The following is a 24,808-nucleotide window of genomic DNA, read 5'->3' as shown; positions in this document are numbered from 1 at the left end:
CGGCCATTCTCACCGGCATGACCACCTACGGCGAGTACCACCTCGGTTCCAGCTAGCCGCCGAGCTCGACTCCGTCGACCAGAACTCGAGTGCCCCTGTCGGGATAGAACGACAGGTGGTCCTCGATACCGGACGCCGCGGGCGTCGTCTGTGGATAGAACCAGGCGACGTCTGCGGGCCCGCCTTTCAGAGACACGTACGACGCCGTGCCCTTGTACGGACAGGCCGTCGTCGTCGCGGAGTCCGTGAACAGCCAGTTCTTCACATCGATCCGCGGCACGTAGTAGCGCGGAGGTAGGCCGGTCTCGAACAGGATCTTCGGCCGGTGGGTCTCGGCGACCAGCACGTCGCCGACGAACACCTCGACATGCCGCGACGACGCCAGCACGTCCACCCGTACGTACGGATCTCGCGGATGCACGAACACCTGCTCGTCCTCCTCGAACCACGCGTCGACGCGATCCCAGTAGAACGACACGTATCCGCTCAGATCCAGGGCGTCGTCGAGCGGTTGTGGATACGTCCACAGAGCATCGGTGGACTGCTGGTCGCCGACGGCGATCGAGCGGTACTCGGCAGTGCCCTTGCGAGGACACACGGTGCTGGTGTCGGACGGCACCAGGAACGCAGTCCGCACGTCCGACCACGGAATGTAGTACGCAGGCAGATGTCCGTCCTCGAACAGATACACCGATTCGGTGGTGTCCACGACGACCTCGCCTGCGAAGTACGCGCGGATGCGTCGTGGATTCGGCTCGATCGACACGGTTCCGTTCGCTGCGGTAGTTCTCCGTGCGTTCGTGTGGCCGGCCAAAGCCATCGCAACCTCCTACGTCGACTGTTCTCGAGGGGCGATGACCATCGTTCCACGAAGTCGGACGACGCGCGAAGACCCGCTCGTCAGGCGGTCCGCAGCCGAACTGGGTCGGTGACGACGCGCACGGACCTCGTCGGATCGAATCGGTAGCCGGTGCCGCGGACCGTGGTGATCATCGACCCGAACGCGCCCAGTTTTGTGCGTATCCGAGACAGATGCACGTCGACGCTGCGGCCGCCTGCGGTGACTGCGAATTCCTGACGGCCGATGACGACCCTCGGATGCCTCACGAGCTGTGCGAAGATCTCGAACTCTGTGTGGCTCAACCCGATTCCGACGCCGGACAGTAGAACGTCACGAGCAGGAAGGTCGACGACGAGTACTGCGTCGGTATCGCTGATGCGTACGTCGAAGCGCGTCAGGATGCGCGCATCGCCCGCGTACGAGCGAGTGACCTGACGGAGCAGTTCGGCCAACTGGTGCAGGCGATCTCGGTCGAGGCCCGCGAGTGATCCGGTCCCGGAATCCGAGATGTTCAGTACGACAGTAGGTTCGATGGACATGGCAAGTCTCCCGGTGACGGAGTGAGGGTGAGCGACGCGGCCTGTCGACTCGTACAGCTCCCCATGACGTCCTCCCGGTTCGGCTACGTGCCGACTTCGAATCGAACACCACGGACCGATCGACCGCCAGGGTTCGAATCAGCGTGATCGCAACTTCCGCGCGCGCTGATCCGAACCGTTGACGGCAGGCGGCGACGGTGGTGAACTCGAGGAATGTCAAGGGAGGGCAGGTCATGGCACGTTTGACCATCACCGACGCACAACGAGAAGCGCTCGCCGACGCGGCCGCGTTCCCCCTGCTCGACGCCATCGCCGGCCGTCGATCGCGCAGGTTCCCCCTCGGAGGTGAGATTCCCGACGGGCCGCTCGCATTCAAGAGTCGCCATCCCGTGACTCCGCTGAGCGAGGTGGAGCGAGCACTGGTGCTGTCCGTCGTCGGCGGTGTCACGGGCTGGCACTACGGAATCACGCGTCACGGCGGTTATGCGCCCAAATTTCCGAATTACTCGGGCAGTGCCGTCGGACGGACGTTCCCGTCGGCGGCCGGTTTTCACACGAGCCAGTTGTTCTTCACCGACGACTCCGGGACCTACGTGCTACCGACGCGTGATCTGCCCCCTCTCGCAGGCGATTTCGACCTGGAGGACTGGCTGAACCATACTGCGGATCACTATGTGAGACTGTCCGATTCGCGTCTCGAACTGCCGCGTGAAGAGCCGTACATGGAGGGCCACAACACGTGGATCGCCAACCATCCCGGCAGCCTCCTCGCGTTCCCTGTCGCGGACCTGTCCGAGCATCTCGTCGCGAATCTGTCGTTCTTCGCGGCCAACGGTTACGTCGTGTTCGACGACGTGAACAACAGGCCGATTCCGGGTATCGACGCGTTCTCTCACCTGACGCATTACGACGATCCGGTGCCGCTGACATTCGTCGAGCAGTACACGTTGACCGAGGCGAGTGCGGAACTCGCGACGGCCACACACAACGGCGTCCTGCTGCTGCAGGCACTCGGCCTCGGGGGATGGATGTTCGACGGCTTGGACCGGCTGTCGGTTCTCGGCGGATCCGGCGACCCGCGGGCGCCAGGGCTGGGATTCAGATCCGACGCCGACCCACGATGGCCGTTCCCCAACGCAACCGGCCTCGACGGCTATTTCGAGACTCTGACGCCACCGCACGTGGCGACGGTGGCAGACGGCGTCGGGAAGTACATCGAACGAAAGTACGGCCCTGGTGGGCCTTTTCATCCCGATACACCGGGACCGTGGGCAGACACTCGCGCGGTGCGGTCGTCGGCGCTGTCGGCCGAGGCGACCAAGGACCTCGTCACGCTGGAGGCGTCGTACATCTACGATACGTTCGGGAAGTTACCCGGCACGGTGCCGACCGTGCATGTGCTGATGTATCTGCAGGCGCAGAACATCGACTTGGACTTCTACGACACCCATTTCGCCCCCGGCGCGTATCTGCGGACGCACGCCGAACACGGAAAGCGTTGGAACTCTTGACCGATGTGATATCCACCGAATTGACCACCGTCGTCGTGGACTGGGGCCATCCGGATGCCGAAGCGCTGCGGGCGGCGATGGCTGCCGAGGTCGGGCCGCGGTATGCGGACCGGGCTGCCGACATGGCACGGACACAGGCCAATGCCGTCGCCGAGGACACGGTGCACCGGACGTTCGTGACCTATCGCGGCGAGCAGGCCGTCGGACATGCGGCTGTGCGATGGAACGGTCCGGATCTGGAATTGAAGCGCATGTTCGTGCACGCCGATCACCGCGGATCCGGGGTGTCGTCGGCGCTGCTGGAGGCCTCGGAGAACGCTGCGCGCGACGAGGGATTGCCGCGCCTGATCCTGCAGACCGGAGACCGGCAGCCCGACGCCGTGCGGCTGTACGAGAAGAGCGGCTACACCCGGATCCCGATCTTTCCGCCGTACGAGGCGATGCCGTTCTCGAATTGTTTCGAGAAGCGACTGACACCGCATGTGCACGAAAATACATAGCGGGTTATGTATTTTCGTGCACATGGGCGAAGCCCCTACTCGAGCTTGAAGCCGACCTTCACCGTCACCTGAAAGTGGGCGATCGCCCCGTTCTCGATGTGCCCGCGCGTCTCGACGACCTCGAACCAGTCGAGGTTGTTGAGAGTCGTGCTCGCACGGGCGATCGCCTTGCGGACCGCGTCATCGGTGCTCTCCGTCGACGTTCCGACGATCTCCGTGACGCGGTAGACGTTGTCACTCATGTTGTCCCCTTCTCTTCGAGTCTCGTGATTCGTTCCGACTCGATGGTTCTCCCTTTCGCCGCGTTTCGAAACCGATTCGAAGAATCACCGTGATTCGAAGTGTGGTCTTCCTTCGCCGCGCAGAGCACACTCGTGCATCAGCATGAAGTGAACAATGACGACATCGCCGCGAGTCTTCAGAAATTCTGAACGAATTGTGAAGCGCACGTGCAGATGTCGCGCGCCGAGCGGTGGAGAGGAGTGCCCGTGAACGTCGATCGCCCGTTTCCGGTGCACTCCTGCCGATGTCGGGTTCGCTGAAATCACAAGCCTTCACTGTCTTTTCTGCACATCCCGACCTTTCTGCACATCCCGAGGAGTACTTCCGCAATGACGCTTCGGCGCTTCCGCACGTCCATGTCCGGACGACAATCCACACCACGACCTTCACGACGTCGGGGCATCCATCTTCTCTTCACCGCTGTCACGGCAACATCGTTGCTGCTCACCGGATGCGCGGCGTCGACCGTCGCGAGCCCGAACGACGATGCCGACGCAGGTGAGCCGGTGTCGGGCGGCACTCTGAAGTTCGCCCTGCTCGACGCACCCGCGAACCTCGATCCTCATTCGGGCGGTTCCTATCCCGAGTCGCTGATCACGAGCAACACCGCGGACAAACTGACCTACCAGAATCCGGAGACCGGCGCGATCGAACCGTGGCTCGCGAAGTCCTGGGAAATCAACGACGACCTGACCGAATTCACGTTCCACCTGCGCGACGACGTCACGTTCAACGACGGAACCAAGTTCGACGCGAATTCGGTGGTCGAGAACTTCGACATCCTCGGCCGAGGCAACGAGGCGTTGAACATTCCGGCCGTCACCGCGTACTGGGTCGGTTACCAGAACACCGTCGCACTCGATCCGTACACGGCGAAGGTCACGTTCGACCGTCCGAGTGCGGGCTTCCTGCAGGCACTTTCGCACTACTTCTCCGGCATCGTCGGGCATTCGACGTTGCAACTGAACAAGGCCGACCGCGCGCTGCCGCAGAACATCGTCACGACCGGCCCGTTCACGGTGACCGAGCATGTGTACCAGCAGAAGACCGTGCTGACGAAGCGCGAGGGGTACAACTGGGCGCCGGCCAGCCGTAAACACAACGGTGACGCCTACCTCGACACCGTCGAGATCGACGTCATCCCCGAGGCCAGTGTGCGTACCGGTGCGTTGCAATCGGGTGACGTCGACGCCATCCTGGACGTCAACTCGACCGACGAACAGCCTCTCACCGCAGCTGGATACCGCATCGTGCCGCAGCTGATTCCGGGGCGCGACATCGCCTTCGACTTCAAGACCGATCAGTTCCCGACCAACGACCAGTCGGTCCGCGAGGCGATCAAACTCGGCTGGAGCCGTGACGCGCTGCAGAAGACGGTGTTGACCGACAGTTACAAGATCTCCAGTTCCGTTCTGTCCGAGCGCGTTCCCGGGTGGAAGGACTGCAGCTCCGACCTGACGGAGGACCAGGAGAAGGCCAAGCAGATCCTCGACGACGCAGGGTGGAAGGAAGGTTCCGACGGCATCCGCGAGAAGGACGGCCAGAAGCTGACGGTCAAGCTGCTCGGCATCAACAACCTGGTCATCAACAAGCCGGCCTACGAGCTGATCCAGCAGAACCTGAAAGAGGTCGGAATCGATCTGCAGCTGAACGTGCTTCCGATTCCGGACTACACGGCCGCGTCGAAGCAGCAGAACACGTGGAACATCACTGCCGCGAACACCAGCCGTGGCGACGTGTCGGTGCTGGAGCAGACGTATTCGCCGTTGTACACCAACGCATCTCGCATTCAGAAGGACAACCCGATCTATCAGGAAGCCGTCGACACGTTGGCCGCCGTCAGCGCGACGCTCGATCCGGACAAGCGTGCCGAGGCATCCGCGACGGCACAGGACTTCCTGCTGAACAAGTACGTCCTCAGCGTGCCGGTCTACAACCCAGCCCAGGTCACGGCCGTGAGCCCGTCGGTACACAACGTGGAGTACGAGGCGCAGTCGCGCAACGTCTTCTACGACACCTGGCTGGATCCGAGGTGAGGCTGACATGACTCGTTACGTTCTCTCGAAACTGGGGCAGTCGATCTTCGTGATCTGGGCGGCGTACTCGATCACGTTCGTGCTGCTCTGGGTTCTGCCCTACGACACTGTCGACGTCATGTTCGACCCGAACGACACCGCATCGATCTCGCTGGAACAACAAGAGGCAGTGAGGGAATCGCTCGGACTGAACGACCCTCTCGTCGTGCAGTACTTCGATCGACTGCTCGCCGCAGCTCAGGGAGACTTCGGTCAGTCCGTCCGCACCGGTGAGCAAGCGTGGTCGATGATCATGGCGGTGTTGCCGCAGACGCTCGTTCTCTCTGCTGCCGCGCTCGTGATCGCCGTCGTGATCGCGTTCGCCGTCGCGCTGACGGCGTCGTACACTCGCCATCGCTGGTTGGCCAACCTCATCGCGGTCGTTCCGGCTGCGGGAGTGTCGGTGCCGGTGTTCCTCGTGGGACTGGTTCTGCTGCAGATCTTCTCGTTCCAACTGCGATGGTTCCCGCCGATGGGCAACAGCGGACTCACGTCGTTGATTCTGCCTGCTGTCACGCTCGCCATCCCGGTGTCGGCGCCCATCGCGCAGCTGCTGCTGAAGAACATCACGCTCGGGCTGCAGGCCCCGTACGTGACGGTGTCCGCTGCGAAGGGCGGCACTCGATTCTGGCTGCTCACGCGTGAAGTGCTCAAGAACGCAAGCCTGCCCGCTCTGACGATCGCAGGTGTGGTCGTCGGGAATCTTCTTGCGGGTGCGGTGATCGTCGAGACCATCTTCTCCAGGTCCGGCCTCGGCAGGCTCGCCGAAAGTGCCGTGCGCACACAGGACGTGCCGTTGGTGCAAGCCATCGTCGTGTTCGCGGCGCTGGTGTTCGTCGTCATCAATTTTGTCGTAGACGTGATCTACCCTCTGCTCGATCCGCGGCTGAAGGCTAGAGCCGGCATCGAGACCAGGCCCGTCCGTGTCAAGGAGGCAGCGCTGTGACCACACTCGACGTACGTGTGCTCGACGACGCCACACTCGAGGAACCGCAGGCATCACCGGTCGCGCCGGAGCGAGCCCGAGAACCCTTGTTGCGCAGGGCACTGGCCGCACCGGGGTTGGTGCTGTCGTGGATCGTCGTCGGCACCGTCATCGCGTGGGCGTTCGTTCCCGGTTTGTTCACGTCGAAGAGCCCGTACGACAGTGACATCGACGCGAGTTTCGCCCCGCCCAGCCTCGCCCACCCGTTCGGTGCCGATCGCCTCGGACGCGACTTGCTTGCACGCGTCATCCACGGGACGTCGACCACGTTGTCCGCGACACTGCTCGCGGTCCTCGTCGGCCTGATCGTCGGATCGGTGATCGGACTGCTCAGCGGATTCATCGGCGGCCGCACGGATGCGATCGTCATGCGATTCGTCGATGTGCTGCTTGCCATTCCGGGCCTGCTGCTCGCGATGACGGTCGTGACCGCGCTCGGGTACGGAACGCTCGAAGTCGCGTTCGCGGTCGGCATCACGGCCATCGCTGCCTTCGCCCGCGTCATGCGCTCGGAGGTGCTCAAGGTCGCGCGAAGCGAATACGTCGAAGCTGCATACGGTTCCGGCGCAAGCTTCGGCCGTGTCGTGTTCCGCCACGTGCTACCCAACTCACGTGCCGCGGTGTTCTCGTTGGCCGCCCTCGAATGCGGGTCGGCCATCCTTGCCGTCGCTGCGTTGGGATTCCTCGGATACGGCGCCCCGCCGCCGCAACCCGAATGGGGCCTCGCCGTCTCGGAGGGTCGCGACTACCTGGCGACATATCCATGGATCGCGATCTTCCCCGGAATCGTCATCGCCGCAGTCGTTCTCGCGACCAACCGCATCAGCAAGACATGGGGAGAGTGAACGGCATGCGTCGGAAGCAGATCACAGTCGATCCCACAGCGCCGCTACTGCAGATCGAGGATCTGAAGGTCGCGTACACCGGTCGTCGCACGAAGCAGGCGGTCCGCGGACTCGACCTCACCGTGCAACCCGGTGAATTCGTTGCCGTCGTCGGCGAATCGGGCTCGGGAAAGAGTACGACGGTGCACGCCGCACTGCGGCTGCTGCCGTCGTCGGCGCAGATCGAGTCCGGGCGAATCTCACTGGGCGGTCTCGACACCACAGACTGGCGTGATCGCAGTCTCGCGCAGCTGCGCGGGCCGTTCGTCGGGTTCGTGCCGCAGGATCCCGGCACGTCGCTCAATCCCGTCAAACGGGTCGGCGTTCAGGTCCTCGAAGCAATTCGACTGCACCGCCAGGCCGAGTCGACGCAGGCCAGAGAACTCGTCCTCGAGAAGCTGCGCTTGGCGGGTCTGAAGGACGTCGAACGGGTCTACGAGCAGTACCCGCACGAGCTGTCCGGCGGTATGAAGCAACGCGTGCTCATCGCCGTCGCACTGGCGAGCGATCCCAAGCTGCTGATCGCCGACGAGCCGACGTCGGCGCTCGACGTCACCGTCCAGAAGGTCATCCTCGACCACCTCGCACACCTCCGTGACACGTTGGGGCTGGGAATTCTCCTGGTCACCCATGATCTCGGCGTGGCGGCGGATCGGGCGGATCGTGTCGTCGTCATGAAGGACGGCGCGATCGTCGAGCACGGTGCCACGTCGGACGTGCTGACCGCGCCGACGAACGAGTACACACAGCGGCTGTTCGCGGCCGCTCCGACGTTCAGGACGGCCCGGCTCGACCCGACACGGGACGCCGTCGCCGTCGACCGACGCGTTGCCGTACTCGAGATCGATCACGTCACGAAGACCTTCTCCGCCGGGAGAGGGGCCGCGTTCACGGCAGTCGACGACGCATCCCTCGTCGTACGAGCGGGCACGACGCATGCCATCGTCGGTGAATCGGGGGCAGGCAAGTCGACGCTGGCACGCATTGCCGTCGGGTTGGCCGCTCCAGACGAAGGCACCGTCACCTTCCACGGTCGCGACGTCGACGGGGTTCTCAGCGGACTACGCCACCGGGCGCTCCGGCCCTTCCGCCGCGAAATCCAACTCGTCTATCAGAACCCGTTCTCCTCGCTGGACCCGAAGTTCAGCGTCGAACAGATCGTTGCCGAGCCGCTCATCGCGTTCGGATCGGTGAAAGACAAGGCAGCGCGGCGTGATCGCGTCGAACAGTTGCTGGCGTCGGTCGCACTCGACGGGTCGTATCTGCACCGGAGGGCCGCCGAACTGTCCGGTGGGCAACGTCAGCGTGTCGCGATCGCCCGAGCTCTCGCTGCGGATCCGCGTTTGCTCGTTCTCGACGAAGCAGTCTCGGCCCTGGACGTGTCGGTGCAGGCGCAGATCCTGCAGTTGCTCGTGGACCTGCAGGCGGAGCTCGGCCTGGCGTACCTGTTCATCACGCACGACCTCAGCGTCGTACGCCTCGTCGCCGACGATGTGACGGTCATGCGGACGGGTCAGGTCGTCGAGGCAGGCGCAGTGGCCGACGTGTTCGCGAGTCCGTCGGATCCGTACACGCGCTCGCTTCTCGACGCCGTGCCTGGTTCCGCGTCCGTGGTGGTGGCCTGACGTGTACGACGTCCGGAGGCTGGTGTTGCTTCGCGATCTCGCCGAGCGCGGGACGATGACGGCAGTGTCGGAACAGCATGGCATCACCACATCAGCAGTGTCGCAACAGCTCCGGATCCTCGAAGAGGAAGTCGGCGCGGCACTGACCAGACGTGACGGTCGGGTGTTGCGGTTGACGGGTGCCGGACGTGTCCTCGTCGACCACACCGCGAGAATTCTGGCGGCACTGGAAGAGGCCGAAAGTGCCGTCGCCGCAACGGGTGACACCATCGCCGGTGTGCTCAAGATCGCGTGCTTCAGTACCGCGATGTCCGAACTGGCGTTGCCCGTCGCGACACAGCTGGGTGCCGAGCACCCCGACCTTCGGGTACGTCTCGTCGACTCGATGCCGATCGATTCCGTTCCGGCGGTGCGGCAACAGGAGGTGGACCTCGCGATCACGTACACGTACTCGTTCGGTGCCGCCGATCTGCCGTCGGGGATGACGACGGACTACCTGTTCAGTGACCCGCTCGTGCTGCTCACACCGCCCGAGTGGCGCGAGCGCATCGCCATCGACGGCCTCGCCGCCGTCGCCGATGCGGATTGGATCGCCGCACCGGACGGGGCGCCGTCGATCTCGTCCATCATGTTCAGTTGTCGTCAAGCAGGATTCACGCCTCGAATAGGCCACCGCAGTGGCAGTTTCGCGATGATGTCCGAGATGGTGGACCGAGGTTTCGGGGTCACGATCGTCCCGCAGATCTCGGTGCCCGACAGATTCCGCCATCTGGTCGCTGCGCCGATCGTCGACGGGGCGCGCCGGATCGGTGTCACCTACCGGCAAGCCTCCATCGAACGTCCCGCCGTCGCGGCTGCGATACGCGCGTTCCGCCAGCGCGTCCGACCAGATGTGGCCGACGTCGGCCTGGCTTCGTAACAATCAGAAGGAGAGTTCATGAGCATCGAAACAGAGGAACGCCGCTCCTCGGCGACGTTGCTCGACGAGGACCGGTTCGCCGACGTACTGAGCTTCATCGCATCACGCGCCGAATTACACGACCGCACTGCGCAATTCCCGCACGAGGCTTTCGCTCGGTTGCACACCATCGGGGCCCAGGCGCTGACGGTGCCGACGGAGTTCGGCGGGCTGGGCGGAACCGTCGCCGACGCGGTCGAGGTCGTCGAGCGGGTCGGTGCGGCGGATCCGTCCGTCGGACTGATTCTGCAGTGGAACTACACGAATCACCTGACGGTGCAGCGCGAGGACAGTCCGTGGCCGGCCGAGTTGAAGGAGGCGGTGTTCCGCACCGCCGTCACCGAGGGCGCATTGATCAACGGCCTTGCCGTCGAACGTGATCTGGGCAGCCTGTCGCGCGGCGGCATTCCCGCGACGACGGCCGAGCTGCAGGACGACGGTTCGTGGATCATCACCGGTGAAAAGGCATACGGCACCGGCATTTCCGGACTGCGGTGGATCACCGTCACGGCGAGCACGACCGAGCCCGATCCGCGGATAGCGACGTTCCTGCTCGACAACGACACCCCGGGCTGGACCGTGCTGCCGACGTGGGACCATCTCGGTCTCCGCGCGTCGGACACGCAGGGCGTTCTGTTCGACGGCACACGGGTTCCTGGCAGTCGGCTCGTCGACATCCGTGATCCACAGGGCGGCACCGCAAAACTCCGTAATGCGGGCAGGCAGGCGCTTCCGCTGCTGCTCGCCGCGAACTACAACGGCGTGTCCATCGCGACGCGTGACTGGCTCGTACGGTATCTGCACACTCGCGTCCCGACGGCCCTCGGCGCGTCGTTGGCGACCGTTCCGCGCTTCCACGATCGCGTCGGAGAGATCGAGGCCCAGTTACAGACGTCGCGCGCGCTACTGCGCCAGGCCGTCGCGACTCTCGGTGACGGTGACACGTCGCTGCCGGGGCTCGCGAAGCACGTCGCGACGACGACGGCCATCCGCATCACCGAATCGGCACTCGACCTGACCGGTAATCCCGGTCTGTCCCGGTCGAATCCGCTCGAACGCCATCACCGCAACGCGATGGTCGGGCGAATTCATTTCCCGCAGAGCGATTTCGTTCTAGCGGCTCTTGGTCGTAGCGCGCTCGATGCAGGGAGGGACGAGTAATGCCACGCGAGGTGCATCTCAACGTCAACATCCTCAATTCGGGGGTCTTCGGGGGAGCATGGAGGTACCCGGGAACCGATCCGTTCGCGTCGTTCGACATCGCACACTACGTGTCCATCGCGCGTAAGGCCGAGGCGGCCAAGCTCGACGCGGTGTTCCTGGCCGACGGTCCGGTGCTCGGTGAGGACGTGCGGCACCGGCCGTTCAACAGCCTGGAGCCGACGGTCGTGCTGGCGGCGATCGCGGCCGCGACGACCCACGTCGGGCTGATCGGCACGCTGTCGTCGTCGTACAACGATCCTTACGACGTCGCGCGGCGGCTCGCGACTCTCGACGTGCTGAGCAAGGGGCGTTCGGGGTTCAACGTCGTGACCACTGCAGGCGCGGCAGCGGCACGTAACTTCGGGCTCGACGGGGAACCGGACCACGGTGATCGCTACCGGTGTGCCGCCGAATTCGTCGACGTCGTCCGCACGCTCTGGAACAGTTGGGAACCCGACGCGCTGGTCGGCGACAAGGCGACGCAGCACTTCGTCGACACCACCAAGATTCACGACGCGGACTTCGTCGGTGAGCATTTCTCGGTGGCCGGTGCGCTCAATGTCCCTCGGTCTCCGCAGGGTGAACCAGTGCTCGTGCAGGCCGGTGCATCGAAGGACGGTCGTGCGCTCGCTGCTCAGGTCGGGGAGGTCATCTTCACGGCGTCGCAGACCATCGAGGAGGCGCGCGAGTACTACCAGGACGTCAAGCGTCGTGCCGCAGCGCTCGGTCGCGATCCGAGCCAGGTGGTGATTCTGCCGGGGCTGTCGACGGTGGTCGGCAGCACGGAGAAGGAAGCGCGTGAGCGTCGTGACCTGCTCGATGAGCTCCTGCCTCCGGGATACGCACTCCGTCGGCTCGCCGGGCAACTCGGCGTTCCGGTCGAGGCACTCGCGCTCGACGAGCAGTTGCCGTGGGATCTGCTGAAGGATCCCGACGAGGCGGGCGGGTCCCAGACGTTCTACCGCATCGCGCTCGGTCTCGCTCGACGCGAACACCTCACGGTCCGACAGTTGTTGCGCCGCTTCGGCGGTGGCGCGGGTCATCGCATCGTCACCGGTACGCCGGAGCAGATCGCGGATTCCATCGTCGAATGGGTCGACGCGGGTGTCGCCGACGGTTTCAACGTCATGCCCGACGTCCTCCCCAGCGGATTCGACGATTTCGCGGACCACGTCGTCCCGGAACTGCAGCGGCGCGGCCGGTTTCGTACCGAGTACACGGGTTCGATGCTGCGCGAGAATCTGGGGCTGCGGACGCCGTCGTTCGTGCGTGACAGTCAGCGGGTGGCGTCGTGAGCCTGCACTTTCTGGTCAACATCGGGGGAGCGGGCTATCACCCTGCGGCGTGGCTGGACCCGGCTCTGAAGGCCGACGCGTTCATCGACCTCGAGCACTATGTGCGGGCGGCGACGATCGCCGAACGTGGTCTGCTCGACGGCCTGTTGTTTCCGGACATCCCCGTGCAGCAACCCGGTATCGCGCGTGCCCCGACGGCCACTCTCGATCCGACGTTGCTCACGAGCGCGCTCGCGGGGTCGACGTCGCACATCGGGTTGATCCCGACGGCCTCGACATCACTGAACAAGCCCTACAACCTTGCCCGACGCATCCTCACGCTCGATCATGTGAGCGGCGGGCGCGCCGGGTGGAATGCGGTGACGACGTTCGAGCACCGCGCCGGTCGGAACTTCGGCATCGACGAACTGCCCGATCGGGACGAACGATACGGTCGCGCAGCGGAATTCGTCGACGTGACCGTAGGTTTGTGGGACAGCTGGGAAGACGACGCACTCGTCGGTGATCAGTCCGAGGCACACTTCGCCGACCCGCAGAAGGTGCACGCGCTGCAGCACCAGGGTGAGTTCTACTCGGTGGCTGGGCCGCTGAACGTCATCCGATCTCCGCAAGGCAGACCCGTTCTCGTGCAGGCAGGGTCGTCGCCGCAGGGCATCGAGTTCGCCGCGAGACACGCCGAAGTGATCTACGGGACGCAGTTCGGTCTGGAGGGGGCGGCGTCGTTCTCGGATGCGGTCGGACGCGGCGCCCTGGCAGCGGGACGGCAACGCTCGGATGTGAAGATTCTGCCGGGATTGGTACCTCTGGTCGGGTCCACCGAGGCGGAAGCGCGGGAGAAGTTCGACGAGCTCCAAGCACGCCTGCACCCGGATCATGACGCGTTCACCTCGTTCGCGCGATGGCTGGGATTCGAACCCGACGACCTGGATATCGATGCGCCGCTGGCCGAGAGGCATCTTCGCCTGCCTGCCGACCGCAACGGCCCGCAGGGGTTCTTTCACACGCTTACCAGATATGCGTCGACCACCGGCGCGACGGTGCGAGAACTGTTGTCGCAGTTCCTCGGTGGTCATCGTGTCGTCACCGGTACGCCGGAGTCCATCGCCGATCACATCGAGACATGGTCGCGATCCGGCGACGTCGACGGCTTCACCATAGTCCCGGCCGTACTGCCGACGTCGCTCGAGGACTTCGTCGACGACGTCGTTCCGGTGCTGCAGCGGCGCGGACTGTTCCGCACCGAGTACGCCTCGAACACATTGCGCGGCAACCTCGGGCTCGCCGAACCCGCGAATACCTTCGTCAACCGATAGAAAGAGAGAGTCAGTGACCTATCGTTACCTCGGCCGCACCGGAGTGCAGGTCAGCCCATTGGCGTTGGGTGCCATGAACTTCGGGGCCTGGGCCAATCAGGACCACGACGACGCGGCGCGCATCATCCACCGCGCGCTCGACGCGGGCATCAACGTCGTCGACACCGCCGACGTCTATTCGCAGGGTGAGAACGAGGAAATCGTCGGGAAGGCACTTGCGGGTCGCCGCGACGACGTGTTCCTCGCGAGCAAGTTCCACGCCGAGGTCGGTGGCCCGAACCGCAGCGGCAACACACGCCGGTGGATCACTCGCGCAGTGGAGAACAGCCTGCGTCGCCTGGGAACCGACCACCTCGACCTGTACCAGGTGCACCGGCCCGATCCCGACACCGACATCGACGAGACGCTGAGTGCACTGACAGACCTGGTGCGGCACGGAAAGATTCGCTACTTCGGCACGACGACGTTCGAGCCGCATCAGCTCGTCGAAGCGCAGATCGCGGCCGAGCGACGGAATCTGCAGCGGCCCGTGACGGAGCAGCCGCCGTACTCGATTCTGGCGCGCGGCGCCGAACGTGCGACGCTGCCGATCGCCGAGAAGTACGGCCTCGGAGTGTTGACGTGGAGCCCGCTTGCAGGTGGTTGGCTGTCCGGACGCTACCGTCCGGGCGAGGCGGAGCAGGCGGTGTCCTCCAGGATCGAACGCCAGGCACATCGGCACGATCCCGCGCTGGCTGCCAACAAGATCAAGCGCGCAGCCGCAGAAGAACTCGTCAAGCTCGCCGACGACGCGGGGCTGTCGCTCGTGCATCTGTCGCTCGCATTCGTGTTGCAGCACCCTGCCGTCAGCTCGGTCATCATCGGTCCGCGCACACTGGAGCACCTCGAGGGCCAGCTCGGCGCCGTCGACGTGAAGCTGAGCAGCGACATTCTCGATCGTATCGACGAGATCGTCGCTCCAGGGCTGACGATCAGCCCGGCCGACGAGGGCTACCTGCCGCCGTCGCTCACCGACTCCTCCGTCCGTCGTTTCGATAGGAAGAACTGATGTCCCTCACCGATCTTCGACTCTTCGGCCGCACCGGCCTGAAGGTCAGCCCGTTCACGCTCGGCACCATGAACTTCGGTGTCCGGGGCAACACCTCGCACGAGGACAGCATTCGCGTCATCCACCGCGCACTCGACGCGGGCATCAACACCGTCGACACCGCCGACGTGTACTCCAAGGGTGAGTCGGAGGAGATCGTCGGGAAGGCGCTCGAGGGTCGACGCGACGACGTGATCCTGGCGAGCAAGTTCCACGGCAACGTCGACGGTAATCCGTTGCACCAGGGCAACTCTCGATGGTGGATCACCCGCGCGGTGGAGGACGGTCTGCGCAGACTGAACACCGACTACCTCGACCTGTACCAGGTGCACCGCCCCGAAGCTCAGACCGACATCGACGAAACCGTCGGCGCGTTGGACGATCTGGTGCACCAGGGCAAGATCCGGTACTACGGAACCTCGGTGTTCTCGCCGGGCGAGTTGCTGGAGGCGCAGTGGTCGGCGGAGCGGCGCTCGTTGAGCCGTTCCGCCAGCGAGCAGGTTCCGTACTCGCTGCTCATCCGCGGCATCGAGCGTGAGACGTTGCCGATCGCCAGGACTGTCGGGCTCGGTGTACTGACGTACGGTCCGCTGGCCGCAGGGTGGTTGTCGGGGAAGTACCGCCTCGGAGCCGGGCAGCCGGAATCGCAGCGCGCGGATCTCATTCCGGGTCGATTCGACGTCGACGCCCCGCACAACGCCGACAAACTACGAGCAGCCGACGCGTTGGCCGTGCTGGCCGAGGAGAGCGGCCTCAGCCTGATCCACCTGGCACTCGGGTTCGTGCTGAGCCACCCCGATGTGTCGTCGGCGATCATCGGACCGCGCACTCTGGAGCATCTGGAGAGCCAGCTGGGTGCCGCGGACGTCGAGTTGTCGTCGGACATCCTGGACCGGATCGACGAGATCGTCCCGCCGGGAACCGTGTTCAACGAACGGGACACGGGCATCGTCCGTGATGCGATCGCGAATCCCGCACTGCGTCGGACAGTCTCGGCCTGATCTGACGCCGGTCCCCGTCCCCGCAAATGCCTATGCATTTGCGGGGATTCTGGGTTTCGGGCCCCGAGCTACTGAGCGCGCACAGGCGCACGACCGGGTATCGCGTCGATGAGCCTGCGGGTGTACTCGGTGCGCGGATCGTCGAACAGCGCACGCGTAGGCCGAGATTCGACGACGCGGCCCGCTTCGAGGACCGTCACGCGGTCGGCGATCTGCCGCACCAAGCTGAGGTCGTGCGAGATGAACACGTACGTCAGGTCCTTGCGCTCACGCAAATCGATGAGCAGGTCCACGATCTGCGCCTGCACCGACACGTCGAGCGCGGACGTCGGCTCGTCCAGCACGAGGATCCGCGGGTCGAGCATCAACGCACGAGCCAGGGCGACGCGTTGGCGCTGACCACCGGACAGTTCGATCGCTCGACGGCCGAGGAGATGTCGGTCGAGCGCGAGGTCGTCGAGGACTTTCTCGATGCGTGCGCGTCGTGCATCCCGCTCGAGATCGTGATGGATGACGAGCGGTTCCTCGAGTAGGGACTCGACGTCGAACCGCGGATCCAGTGCAGCCAACGGATTCTGGTAGATCAGCTGCAGCGTGCGGGCCTGCGAGTCGGACGATGCCAGCGCGCGCCCCTCGACCGTGACGGTGCCGGAGTCGAACGGTGTCAGACCCGCGATGATGCGCGCCGCCGTCGTCTTGCCCGATCCCGACTCGCCGACGATCGCGTGGATCTCGCCCGCGAGAACGTCGAACGAGACGTCGTCCAATGCCGTCGTACGTGCTTGTCGGCCGATCTTCGAGCCGAACGTCTTCGTCAACGACGTCACCGTGATGGCAGCGTCGGTGCTGTCGGCGACGGCCCGCGAGGCGTAGCGATCCGGTGACAGCGCGGGTGCGTCGGCGACCAGCTGGACGGTGTAGGCATGGCGCGGCTGCCCGAGAACCTCTGCAGCAGGACCGTATTCGGCCTCGACGCCGTCGTTGAGGACGAGAACGGAATCGCTGCGATCGCTGGCCAACGCGAGATCGTGCGTGATGAACAGGATGGCCAGGCCGAGGTCCTGCTTCAACTCGGCGAGCAGGTCGAGGATGGTCTTCTGTACGGTGACGTCCAACGCAGAGGTCGGTTCGTCGGCGATGAGAAGACGAGGGTTCTGCGCGATGGAGATCGCGATGAGGACACGCTGCAACTGGCCACCCGACAGCTCGTGTGGGTAAGCCCGTGATCGTTCTGTCGCGTCGCGAATTCCGACCCGATCGAGCAGTTCGACGGCCCCACGCTTGGCCTCCGAACGCGACGACGCGCCTGCCCGCAGCAGCACCCGAGCCAGCTGATGACCTACCTTCTGCAGCGGATCGAGGGAGCCGAGCGGATCCTGCGGTACGTATCCGACGACGCGTCCGTGCAGATCGCGCCACCGACGCCGACTCAGCGACGCCACGTCGGTACCGTCGACCACTGCTGTTCCGCCGATGATCCGACCGGTGGGCGGCAGCAGCCCGCTGATCGCGCGTGCGACCGTCGTCTTTCCCGAGCCGGATTGGCCGACGAGGGCAAGCGTGTCACCGGGATTCAGGCTGAACGAGACGTCCTTGACCGTTGCGGAGACTTCTCTGCCGACTGCATAGCCGACGCTCAACGCGTCGACCTCCAGAACCGGAGTTGTCATGGCTCTACCTCGTTGCGTTGGTGCGAATGATGTTGGCGATGTGGCTGATCGACACCACGGCGGTGACGATCACCAGCGCCGGAAACAGAACGAGCCACGGCGACGACACGATGTACTCACGCCCCTCGGCGACGAGCAGCCCCCATTCGGGCTGGGGCGGGGGAGCCCCGAACCCGAGGAAGCTCAGCGACGCGATCCAGATGATCGACGCGCCGAACTGCAGTGCGGTCAGCGACAACACGGCCGAGTACGCGTTCGGGAGTACGTGTCGCAGCAGCAGCCGACGAGTGTCGGCACCGATGTGCCGGGACGACTCGACGAACGGCAGATTGCGTACGGTCAGTACCTCGGAGCGCATCAGGCGCGTGAACACGGCGACCGACGCGATACCCACCGCGACCGCGGCGTTGAGGCGGCCGAAGCCGAGAGCGGTGACGAGCACCATCGACAACAGCAGCCCGGGAATGGACAGCAGAACGTCGATGATGCGGCTGATCACCGCGTCGACCCATCCACCCGCGTACGCCGCGACGAGACCGAGCGCCCCACCGACACCGAGCCCGATCACGACGGCGATCAACGACCCGAGCAGCGTGCGACCCGTGCCGTGGACGACGCGGCTGAACATGTCGCGTCCGAGATAGTCCGTACCGAACAGATGGGACGCGCTCGGGCCCTGCAGAATCGCGGCGGAATCGGGCAGTAGCGGATCGTGCGACGCGATCAGCCCGGGCACGACGATGAACAGAATCAGCACGACGACGACACCCAGCGCCAGATAGTCGGGTGGTCGTAGCGCGATCGAGCGGGCGGATTTCACGTCAGGCATCGATCGTCTCCTTTCGTGCGGTCGACGGCGCGGTGCCCGCGATGCGCGGGTCGATCTTCGGGTACACCAGGTCGGTGACCAGGCTGACCGTGACGAACACGAGGGAGACGAACGTGACGACGGCCAGAATCACAGGGCTGTCCTGATCTCGCAACGCTTCGCGGGTGACGAAGCCGATGCCCGATCGGTTGAAGATCGTCTCGGTGACGACGGAGCCGGCAAGGAGTTCGCCTGCCGTGATCCCCAACAGGGTGATGACCGGAATCGACGCGTTCTTCAGCACGTGGCGCGCAAGAATGGTCGTCTCGGACAGTCCGGTCGAGCGCAGCACCGTCACGAACTGTTCCTGCGACGACGTGCGCAGCCCCTGGATGAGAACCTGCGCGATGGGAGGTGACACGGCGAGTCCGAGTGTCAACGCGGGCAACAGCAGTGATCGGAAGCCCTCGTCCCGGATCGACGAGACCCACCCGAGTTGGAACGAAAATACCTGCAGCAGAATCAAACCCACGAGGAAGCTGGGTGTGGACTGCAGCAGCGCCGGTATCAGGGTGGCGACCGTACGCAGGCGCGCCCACGGTGCGTACACCGCGATCAACGCCATGACCAACGCGAAACCGATCGCGAACACGAGTCCCATCGACGCCAACCGCAGCGTCTCCGGAATTGCGTCGGTCAGCACGTCGACGACGTCACGCCCCGTCGTGATCGAGAACCCGAAATCACCGGTCACCGCGCGGGACAGCGAGATGACGTACTGCTCGAAGCCCGACTTGTCGAGGTTGTAGTACGCGAGCAGCGACTGCCCGATGTCCTCCGGCAGCGGGTTCTGCGGATTGTCGATCTGATTCTGAATGGGGTCGCCGGGCAACAGGAACAGCGCGTAGAAGACGAACGTGTAACTGAGTGCGACGACGAGAAGCGCCTGTGCGACGCGTTTGATCACGGCGAATGTGTTCATTTCTCCGACAGCCACACTCCCTGGAAGTTGGGACGTGCCGTGGCGTTGTGCGTCAGGCCATGGACGTAGGACTGGGTGACGTAGATCTGCGAGTTGTCGATCGTCGGGATGAAGTAGCCCTGGTCGATCAGGTATGCCTGGATCTCACCGAGGATCTCGTCGGACTGTGCGGTGTCGGTGGTGTCGAGCTGAGCCTGCAGCAGTTCGTCGAGCTTCGGGTCGCTGCCCTTCAGTTGCAACGAATCCGCTTTCGTGCTGCTGAACGAGTTGGTCAACGTGAACGGGTCGACGAAGTTGGATCCCTGAGACAGCAGCGCGAGGGTCTCGTCCTTGACGGCCGTCGGGTACTTCGAGTAGTCGGTTTCCTTCAGCTCCAGGTCGATTCCGATGTTCTTGTACTGGTTCTGGATCAGCTCGAACAGCGGCTTGGCGATGTTGGTGTAGACGTCGATGTACACCGGCAGCGTCAGCGCCTGGCCGTCCTTGGTGCGAATGCCGTCGGCGTTCTTCGCCGACCAGCCGGCCTCGTCGAGAAGCGAATTCGCCTTGTCGGCGTCGAACTGCAGTTTCGACGACTCGTCGACGAACCACGGCTGATTGTCCGCGACGACGCTGCGAGCGGGACGCCACCGGTCCGTGAGCAGGTCGTCGACGAGTCCCTGACGGTCGACGCCGAGCTGAAGAGCCTGCCGAACACGTGGGTCGCCGAGAGCGGGACTCGACTGGACGCGGACACCGAATCCGCTTGTACCCGTTGCGACCTCGATGATGTCGAATCCCGACGCCTCGAGTGCGGCCTCTTCGCTGGGCTGGACGTACCGCAGCGCGTCGCCCTGGCCGGAGCGCAGTGACCCGAGACGGACACTGTCTTCCAGGACAGGAATGAACGAGATCGAGTCGAGGTATGCCTCGCCCTGATTCTCGAACGACGGAGGCGCCCACGCGTATCCGTCGCGTCGATCGAGAACGATCTCCTTGCCTGCCTCTTCCTTGGTCGCGACGAACGGGCCGCTGCCGATCAAGTTGAGGACGCTCGCCTGCTCTTCGCGCGACAGGTCGAGAGTCTTGTTCGCAACGAATCCCAAGGTCTGTTCCGACAGCACCTGCAGGAAATACGGACGGGTTTCCGCGAGCGAGATCGTGACGCTGTTGGTCGCCGGATCCGTCGTGACGGCGTCGATCTTGGGGAAGTAGCTGGAGCGCGTGATGCCTTTCGCCTCGTCGCCGAATGCGTTGAGTTCGAGATTGCGTCGTACGTTCTCGAGGTCGAGAGCAGAACCGTCGCTGTAGGTGACGCCGTCGCGAATCTTGAAGGTGTACTGCTTACCGGTCGGGTCGATGGTCCAGCTCTCGGCGATCCAGGGCTCGACCTCCTTGGTCTCCAGGTTCAGGTAGACGAGGCGGTCGACGATGTTGTTGACGATCGCTGACGTCTGCCAGAACGTGCCGCCGGTCTGCAACTGGAAGGACACGGGGACTTCGGCGTCGAGGTAGACGAAGTCGCCACCGCGCTTGTCCCCCGACGTCGCGGACGCGACGTCGCCGCCGCTGCTGCCACATCCGGTGGCGATCGTCGCGGCCGCGAGGATGACACCCAGCCATGCCGTCGAACGAGGGAATCGGGAAAGTCTTCGAGACATGGGTGGAGAGTTCCTTTGCATAAGAAGTGCGCTGACGCGCACGTGCACGGAAATACATAGCGGGCTATGTATTTTCGTGCACATGGGGGAGGGCGCCGAGAAGTATCCGGACGATCATGGACGACACGAGCGTTCGGCGACACCAAAAAAATCAGGCTGATCGAATCCGTTTTCTCTATCAACTCTGTAGAGAAAGATTGCTCCCACAAGCGCCACCCGATGAGTGGCGCGTATGTCGTGAAAGGACTCGTCGATGGCGCTCGTGTCGATTCTCGTCGGCTCCTCGACCGGTTCCTCGCCGGCCGCAGGGCTCGGCTCGTACGTACAGGCTGCGCTCGAACGCGCTGGTCACACCGTTGTGCTGCTGGATGCGCAGGCCATCGACGCCGCGTCGCTGCTCGATGGCGACTCGTCCGATCCGGATGTGGTCGAGCTGGTCGGTCTTGTCGAGGCGTCCGACGGTGTCGTCGCCGTGACGCCGATGCAGAACAACTCGTACTCCGGAGTGCTGAAGGCGCTGCTCGACATCCTGCCGCACGACGCCCTGGCAGGAAAGATACTGTTGCCGTTGGCAACCGGAGGCAGCAATTTCCATGCCAGCGCGCTCGAATACGCGCTCGTGCCGGTTCTACGGAATCTCGGTGCGCAGCAGATCGTCTCGGGAGCGTACGTACTGGACCGCGACATCGAGTTCCACCCGTGTGAGGTGGTGCTGGCGGGCGACTCCGAATTCGAGATCGACTCCGTGGTCGACGCCTTTGCCGGGTCCTTCGGTAGTCCCACGGGTGAGGACGACTGGACGTCGAGCGTCTCGGCGCGTCAGGCGTTGTCGCTGCTTCGCGACGGTGCCACGTTGCTCGACGTCAGATCGGATGCGCAGGAGCCGGATTCGGGAGACATCGTCGGTGCGACGGTGGTGCCCAAGCCCGATATCGAGGAGCGATTCGGCCTCGATGTCGGCGGCAGGGTCGTCACGAGATTCGAGAAAAACAGCCCGATTCTGGTGTTCTGCAACGGCGCCCGCGGTTCGAGGCCCGTGGCTCTTCGCCTCGAAGCTCTCGGCTACTCGTCGGTTCGCCAGGTGCGGGGAGGCTTTCAGGCCTTGCTGGCCGAGCAACACGGGTCGACGTTTCACGTGAATCCTTGATTCATTCCCCTCCATCTTTCTCTGACAGAAAAGAGAAGCTGTGCGGATTTCCGCGAAAACCGAATACGCACTGAAAGCATTGGCGCAGTTGGCGATCGACTGGGAGAATCCGCAGAGTTCCGAGCAGATCGCACAGCGGCAGGACATTCCGCACAAATTCCTCGAGGCCATCCTGGCAGAGCTGCGTCGCACCCAGTTCATCAGCAGCCAGCGTGGTCACGGCGGTGGGCACCGATTGCGTCGAGACCCGTCGACCATCGTGATCGCCGATGTGGTGCGCGCGATCAACGGTCCACTGTTCAGCATTCGCGGAGAGTGTCCGGAGGACGTCGCGTACTGCGAGCCGGCAGACGCGCTGCAGAACCTGTGGATCGCGACGCGTGTGGCACTTCGATCGGTGCTCGAAGGTACGACGTTGGCCGACGTGGTGGCGGGAACGCTGCCCGAGCACGTCGTCGAATTGACCGAGGACAGCGAGGCGTGGGTTTCGCACACGTATCAGCTGACGACAACGCAGAACACCTGACGAACAAGGACATTGGACGTGACTACAACCATCGATGTGCGTGATACCGACACGCTCGTTCACCGAGCCCCCGGCATCCTCGGCGCGATTGCAGCGGGCGCCGCCGAGCGCGAATCCGACCGTGTGATGCCGTATTCGGAGATCGCAGCGATCATCGACGCGGGGTTCGGCACGTGGCGTGTACCGGCAGAGTACGGCGGACCGGATGCCTCGCTGACACAGTTCTTCGAGTTCGCGATCGCGCTCGCGACTGCCGACGCCAACATCGCTCAAGCACTCCGCTCGCACTTCGCATTCGTCGAGACACTGCGTCGATCGCCGTCCGACGAGGAGAAGGCTCGCTGGTTCGAGCGCGTCCTCGCAGGTGATACCTTCGGGCTCGCGAGCGGCGAAACAGGAGGTGTGCACGGGGTCATCTCGTCGAGGCTCACGGCAGGCGACGACGGCCACACCGTCGACGGCACCAAGTTCTACAGCACCGGAACGTTGTTCGCGGACTGGATCGTCGTACGCGCCGTCGACGACGACGAGAAGCCGCGCTCGTTCGTGTTGCCGTCGAACCGAGCAGGCATCGAGCGTATCGACGACTGGGACGGAATCGGCCAGCGCTTGACCGCCAGTGGTACGACGACGTTCAGTGGCGTACGAGTGGAGGACTCCGACTTCCTGATTCAGCGCGACGTCGAGGGTGCACGGCCGCGGCAATCTCCGTTCTTCCAGTTGTTCCTCGCCGCTGTCGAGGTCGGGATCGCGAAGAATGCGCTGGCGGACGCCGTCGAGTACGCGCGAGGCAAGGCGCGTCCGATCAAGCACGCCGGTGTCTCGCGCTCGGTCGACGACCCGTACGTGCAGCACGCCGTCGGCGAGATGGCCGCACGGACCTACGCCGCCGAGGCAGGCGTTCTGCGTGCTGCGGCCGCGATCGACCGGACCCACGGCCTCGATCCACACGGAGCCGAGGAGGACGCCGCGGTGCTCGCCGCGAGTCTCGAAGTGTCGCAGGCACAATTCTTCGCCATCGAAGCCGCATTGAAAACGTCCGAGCTGCTGTTCGACGTCGGCGGTGCGTCCACTGCGCTGCGTAGCCACAACTTCGATCGGCACTGGCGCAACGCCAGAACCGTCGCCAATCACAACCCACGCGCCTACAAGGCGTCGGTCGTCGGGGCATATCTGCTCGCCGACGTCGAACCGCCCATCACCGGATTCTTCTGAGAGGGACCATGTCTTCCGTATTCGATTCCATCCGTTCGTACTTCTACGTTCCGGCGTACCGCGAGGATCTCGTCGCCGCCGCATTCGACAACGACGCCGACGCCGTCGTGTTCGATCTCGAGCACCTCACTCCTGACGACCAGAAGGACGCAGGCCGCGCGCTCGTCGCGCGGGTCGTCGCGACAGAGCAGCCCAAGCCGGTGTTGGTCCGTGTCAACGGCTACCCGACGGGCTGGTACGAGCAGGATCTCGACGCCGTCGTCGGGCCAGGTTTGACTGCGCTGCGAATCCCTAAGTCCGAGAGCGCATCCGAGGTGCGCGCCATTGCGCGGGCACTCGACGCACGCCGGGCTGCAGCAGGCATCACACGCGTCATTCCGCTTCAGGTCATGATCGAAACCGCCGTCGGCGTCACCGCTGTCGATGAATTGGCCGTCGCAACGCATCTCGTCGAGTCCATCGGGCTCGGCGAGGGTGACCTGAAGGCCGATCTCGGCACCGCGACCGACGAGGGGCTCGCGTTCTCGCGTGCTCGATTGGTCGTCGCCGCACGCGCTGCCGGGCTTCCCGGTCCCGTGCAGGTCACGTTCAACCCGGCCGGTAGCCACGACGAGCTGCGCCGGTCGACCGAACTGGGTCGGAGCCTCGGCTACAGCTCGCGCACACTGCTCGATCCGGCGCATGTGGCGCTGGTCAATTCCGTCTACGCCTGACCCCTAGA

General features: G+C 64.4%; 23 protein-coding genes. 16 read left to right on the top strand and 7 right to left on the bottom strand.

All coding sequences use genetic code 11. The features are described from left to right. Positions 1–52: 52 nt before the first annotated feature. Together CHB96_RS08530 and CHB96_RS08525 are read right to left on the bottom strand one after the other, a co-directional pair. On the bottom strand, positions 53–820 hold the full coding sequence (locus CHB96_RS08530) for a DUF427 domain-containing protein (RefSeq protein WP_089245063.1): 768 nt from the start codon (positions 818–820) through the stop codon (positions 53–55). An 80-nt stretch (positions 821–900) separates the two neighbouring features. Next, positions 901–1,380, bottom strand: coding sequence for a winged helix-turn-helix domain-containing protein (locus tag CHB96_RS08525; protein WP_089245061.1), 480 nt, complete (start codon positions 1,378–1,380; stop codon positions 901–903). A gap of 233 nt (positions 1,381–1,613) precedes the next feature. Here CHB96_RS08525 and CHB96_RS08520 point away from each other — a divergent pair, with 233 nt between their 5' ends. Continuing rightward, the gene (locus tag CHB96_RS08520; RefSeq protein ID WP_089245059.1) at positions 1,614–2,891 is read left to right on the top strand and encodes a hypothetical protein; all 1,278 of its coding nucleotides are present in this window, start codon (positions 1,614–1,616) and stop codon (positions 2,889–2,891) included. A 77-nt stretch (positions 2,892–2,968) separates the two neighbouring features. Next, positions 2,969–3,391, top strand: a complete 423-nt coding sequence (locus tag CHB96_RS08515) for a GNAT family N-acetyltransferase (protein ID WP_371828997.1) — start codon at positions 2,969–2,971, stop codon at positions 3,389–3,391. A 35-nt stretch (positions 3,392–3,426) separates the two neighbouring features. On the opposite strand, the gene CHB96_RS08510 is transcribed toward CHB96_RS08515, so the two are convergent. After that, positions 3,427–3,633 (bottom strand): dodecin, encoded by a 207-nt coding sequence (locus CHB96_RS08510; protein WP_089245055.1) that lies wholly within the window; start codon positions 3,631–3,633, stop codon positions 3,427–3,429. Between the two features lie 369 nt (positions 3,634–4,002). Between CHB96_RS08510 and CHB96_RS08505 the strand changes: the two genes are divergently transcribed. The 10 genes from CHB96_RS08505 to CHB96_RS08460 are packed head-to-tail and all read left to right on the top strand — an operon-like array spanning position 4,003 to position 16,099. Further along, complete coding sequence (locus CHB96_RS08505) at positions 4,003–5,709, top strand: ABC transporter substrate-binding protein (RefSeq protein WP_245865358.1); 1,707 nt, start codon at positions 4,003–4,005, stop codon at positions 5,707–5,709. A 7-nt stretch (positions 5,710–5,716) separates the two neighbouring features. Then, positions 5,717–6,694, top strand: a complete 978-nt coding sequence (locus tag CHB96_RS08500) for an ABC transporter permease (protein ID WP_089245053.1) — start codon at positions 5,717–5,719, stop codon at positions 6,692–6,694. Beyond that, positions 6,691–7,578 carry an ABC transporter permease gene (locus CHB96_RS08495; RefSeq protein ID WP_089245051.1) on the top strand — a complete coding sequence of 296 codons (888 nt, stop codon included), beginning with the start codon at positions 6,691–6,693 and terminating at the stop codon, positions 7,576–7,578. Before CHB96_RS08500 ends, CHB96_RS08495 begins: the two co-directional genes overlap by 4 nt. 5 nt (positions 7,579–7,583) lie before the next feature. Further along, positions 7,584–9,242 (top strand): dipeptide ABC transporter ATP-binding protein, encoded by a 1,659-nt coding sequence (locus CHB96_RS08490; protein ID WP_089245452.1) that lies wholly within the window; start codon positions 7,584–7,586, stop codon positions 9,240–9,242. 1 nt (position 9,243) lies between these two features. After that, positions 9,244–10,161, top strand: a complete 918-nt coding sequence (locus CHB96_RS08485; RefSeq protein WP_089245049.1) for a LysR family transcriptional regulator — start codon at positions 9,244–9,246, stop codon at positions 10,159–10,161. Positions 10,162–10,179: 18 nt separating this feature from the next. Further along, on the top strand, positions 10,180–11,361 hold the full coding sequence (locus CHB96_RS08480; RefSeq protein WP_089245047.1) for an acyl-CoA dehydrogenase family protein: 1,182 nt from the start codon (positions 10,180–10,182) through the stop codon (positions 11,359–11,361). Continuing rightward, positions 11,361–12,698: an LLM class flavin-dependent oxidoreductase gene (locus tag CHB96_RS08475; protein WP_089245045.1), complete on the top strand. Its 1,338-nt coding sequence runs from the start codon at positions 11,361–11,363 to the stop codon at positions 12,696–12,698. The genes CHB96_RS08480 and CHB96_RS08475 overlap by 1 nt, the downstream gene beginning before the upstream one ends. After that, positions 12,695–14,011 (top strand): LLM class flavin-dependent oxidoreductase, encoded by a 1,317-nt coding sequence (locus CHB96_RS08470; protein ID WP_089245043.1) that lies wholly within the window; start codon positions 12,695–12,697, stop codon positions 14,009–14,011. Before CHB96_RS08475 ends, CHB96_RS08470 begins: the two co-directional genes overlap by 4 nt. Before the next feature lie 13 nt (positions 14,012–14,024). Then, positions 14,025–15,059 carry an aldo/keto reductase gene (locus CHB96_RS08465; RefSeq protein WP_089245041.1) on the top strand — a complete coding sequence of 345 codons (1,035 nt, stop codon included), beginning with the start codon at positions 14,025–14,027 and terminating at the stop codon, positions 15,057–15,059. Further along, positions 15,059–16,099: an aldo/keto reductase gene (locus CHB96_RS08460; RefSeq protein ID WP_089245039.1), complete on the top strand. Its 1,041-nt coding sequence runs from the start codon at positions 15,059–15,061 to the stop codon at positions 16,097–16,099. The genes CHB96_RS08465 and CHB96_RS08460 overlap by 1 nt, the downstream gene beginning before the upstream one ends. Before the next feature lie 68 nt (positions 16,100–16,167). On the opposite strand, the gene CHB96_RS08455 is transcribed toward CHB96_RS08460, so the two are convergent. The 4 genes from CHB96_RS08455 to CHB96_RS08440 are packed head-to-tail and all read right to left on the bottom strand — an operon-like array spanning position 16,168 to position 21,199. Then, on the bottom strand, positions 16,168–17,769 hold the full coding sequence (locus tag CHB96_RS08455) for a dipeptide ABC transporter ATP-binding protein (RefSeq protein WP_089245037.1): 1,602 nt from the start codon (positions 17,767–17,769) through the stop codon (positions 16,168–16,170). Between the two features lie 4 nt (positions 17,770–17,773). Beyond that, positions 17,774–18,598 carry an ABC transporter permease gene (locus tag CHB96_RS08450; protein ID WP_089245035.1) on the bottom strand — a complete coding sequence of 275 codons (825 nt, stop codon included), beginning with the start codon at positions 18,596–18,598 and terminating at the stop codon, positions 17,774–17,776. After that, positions 18,591–19,559, bottom strand: a complete 969-nt coding sequence (locus tag CHB96_RS08445) for an ABC transporter permease (RefSeq protein WP_245865355.1) — start codon at positions 19,557–19,559, stop codon at positions 18,591–18,593. The genes CHB96_RS08450 and CHB96_RS08445 overlap by 8 nt, the downstream gene beginning before the upstream one ends. Next, positions 19,556–21,199, bottom strand: coding sequence for an ABC transporter substrate-binding protein (locus CHB96_RS08440; protein WP_176444208.1), 1,644 nt, complete (start codon positions 21,197–21,199; stop codon positions 19,556–19,558). The genes CHB96_RS08445 and CHB96_RS08440 overlap by 4 nt, the downstream gene beginning before the upstream one ends. 253 nt (positions 21,200–21,452) lie before the next feature. Here CHB96_RS08440 and CHB96_RS08435 point away from each other — a divergent pair, with 253 nt between their 5' ends. The 4 genes from CHB96_RS08435 to CHB96_RS08420 are packed head-to-tail and all read left to right on the top strand — an operon-like array spanning position 21,453 to position 24,800. Next, positions 21,453–22,346, top strand: a complete 894-nt coding sequence (locus tag CHB96_RS08435; RefSeq protein WP_089245031.1) for an NAD(P)H-dependent oxidoreductase — start codon at positions 21,453–21,455, stop codon at positions 22,344–22,346. Between the two features lie 40 nt (positions 22,347–22,386). Continuing rightward, complete coding sequence (locus tag CHB96_RS08430; protein ID WP_089245029.1) at positions 22,387–22,872, top strand: RrF2 family transcriptional regulator; 486 nt, start codon at positions 22,387–22,389, stop codon at positions 22,870–22,872. 18 nt (positions 22,873–22,890) lie between these two features. After that, positions 22,891–24,087, top strand: coding sequence for an acyl-CoA dehydrogenase family protein (locus CHB96_RS08425; RefSeq protein WP_245865354.1), 1,197 nt, complete (start codon positions 22,891–22,893; stop codon positions 24,085–24,087). Positions 24,088–24,095: 8 nt separating this feature from the next. Beyond that, positions 24,096–24,800: an HpcH/HpaI aldolase/citrate lyase family protein gene (locus tag CHB96_RS08420; protein WP_089245025.1), complete on the top strand. Its 705-nt coding sequence runs from the start codon at positions 24,096–24,098 to the stop codon at positions 24,798–24,800. The last annotated feature ends 8 nt before the right edge of the window (positions 24,801–24,808 follow it).

Source organism: Rhodococcoides kyotonense (assembly GCF_900188125.1).
Lineage (GTDB): Bacteria > Actinomycetota > Actinomycetes > Mycobacteriales > Mycobacteriaceae > Rhodococcoides > Rhodococcoides kyotonense.
The sequence above is the reverse complement of the archived record's forward strand: the minus strand, read 5'-3'. Positions and strand labels throughout refer to the sequence as shown.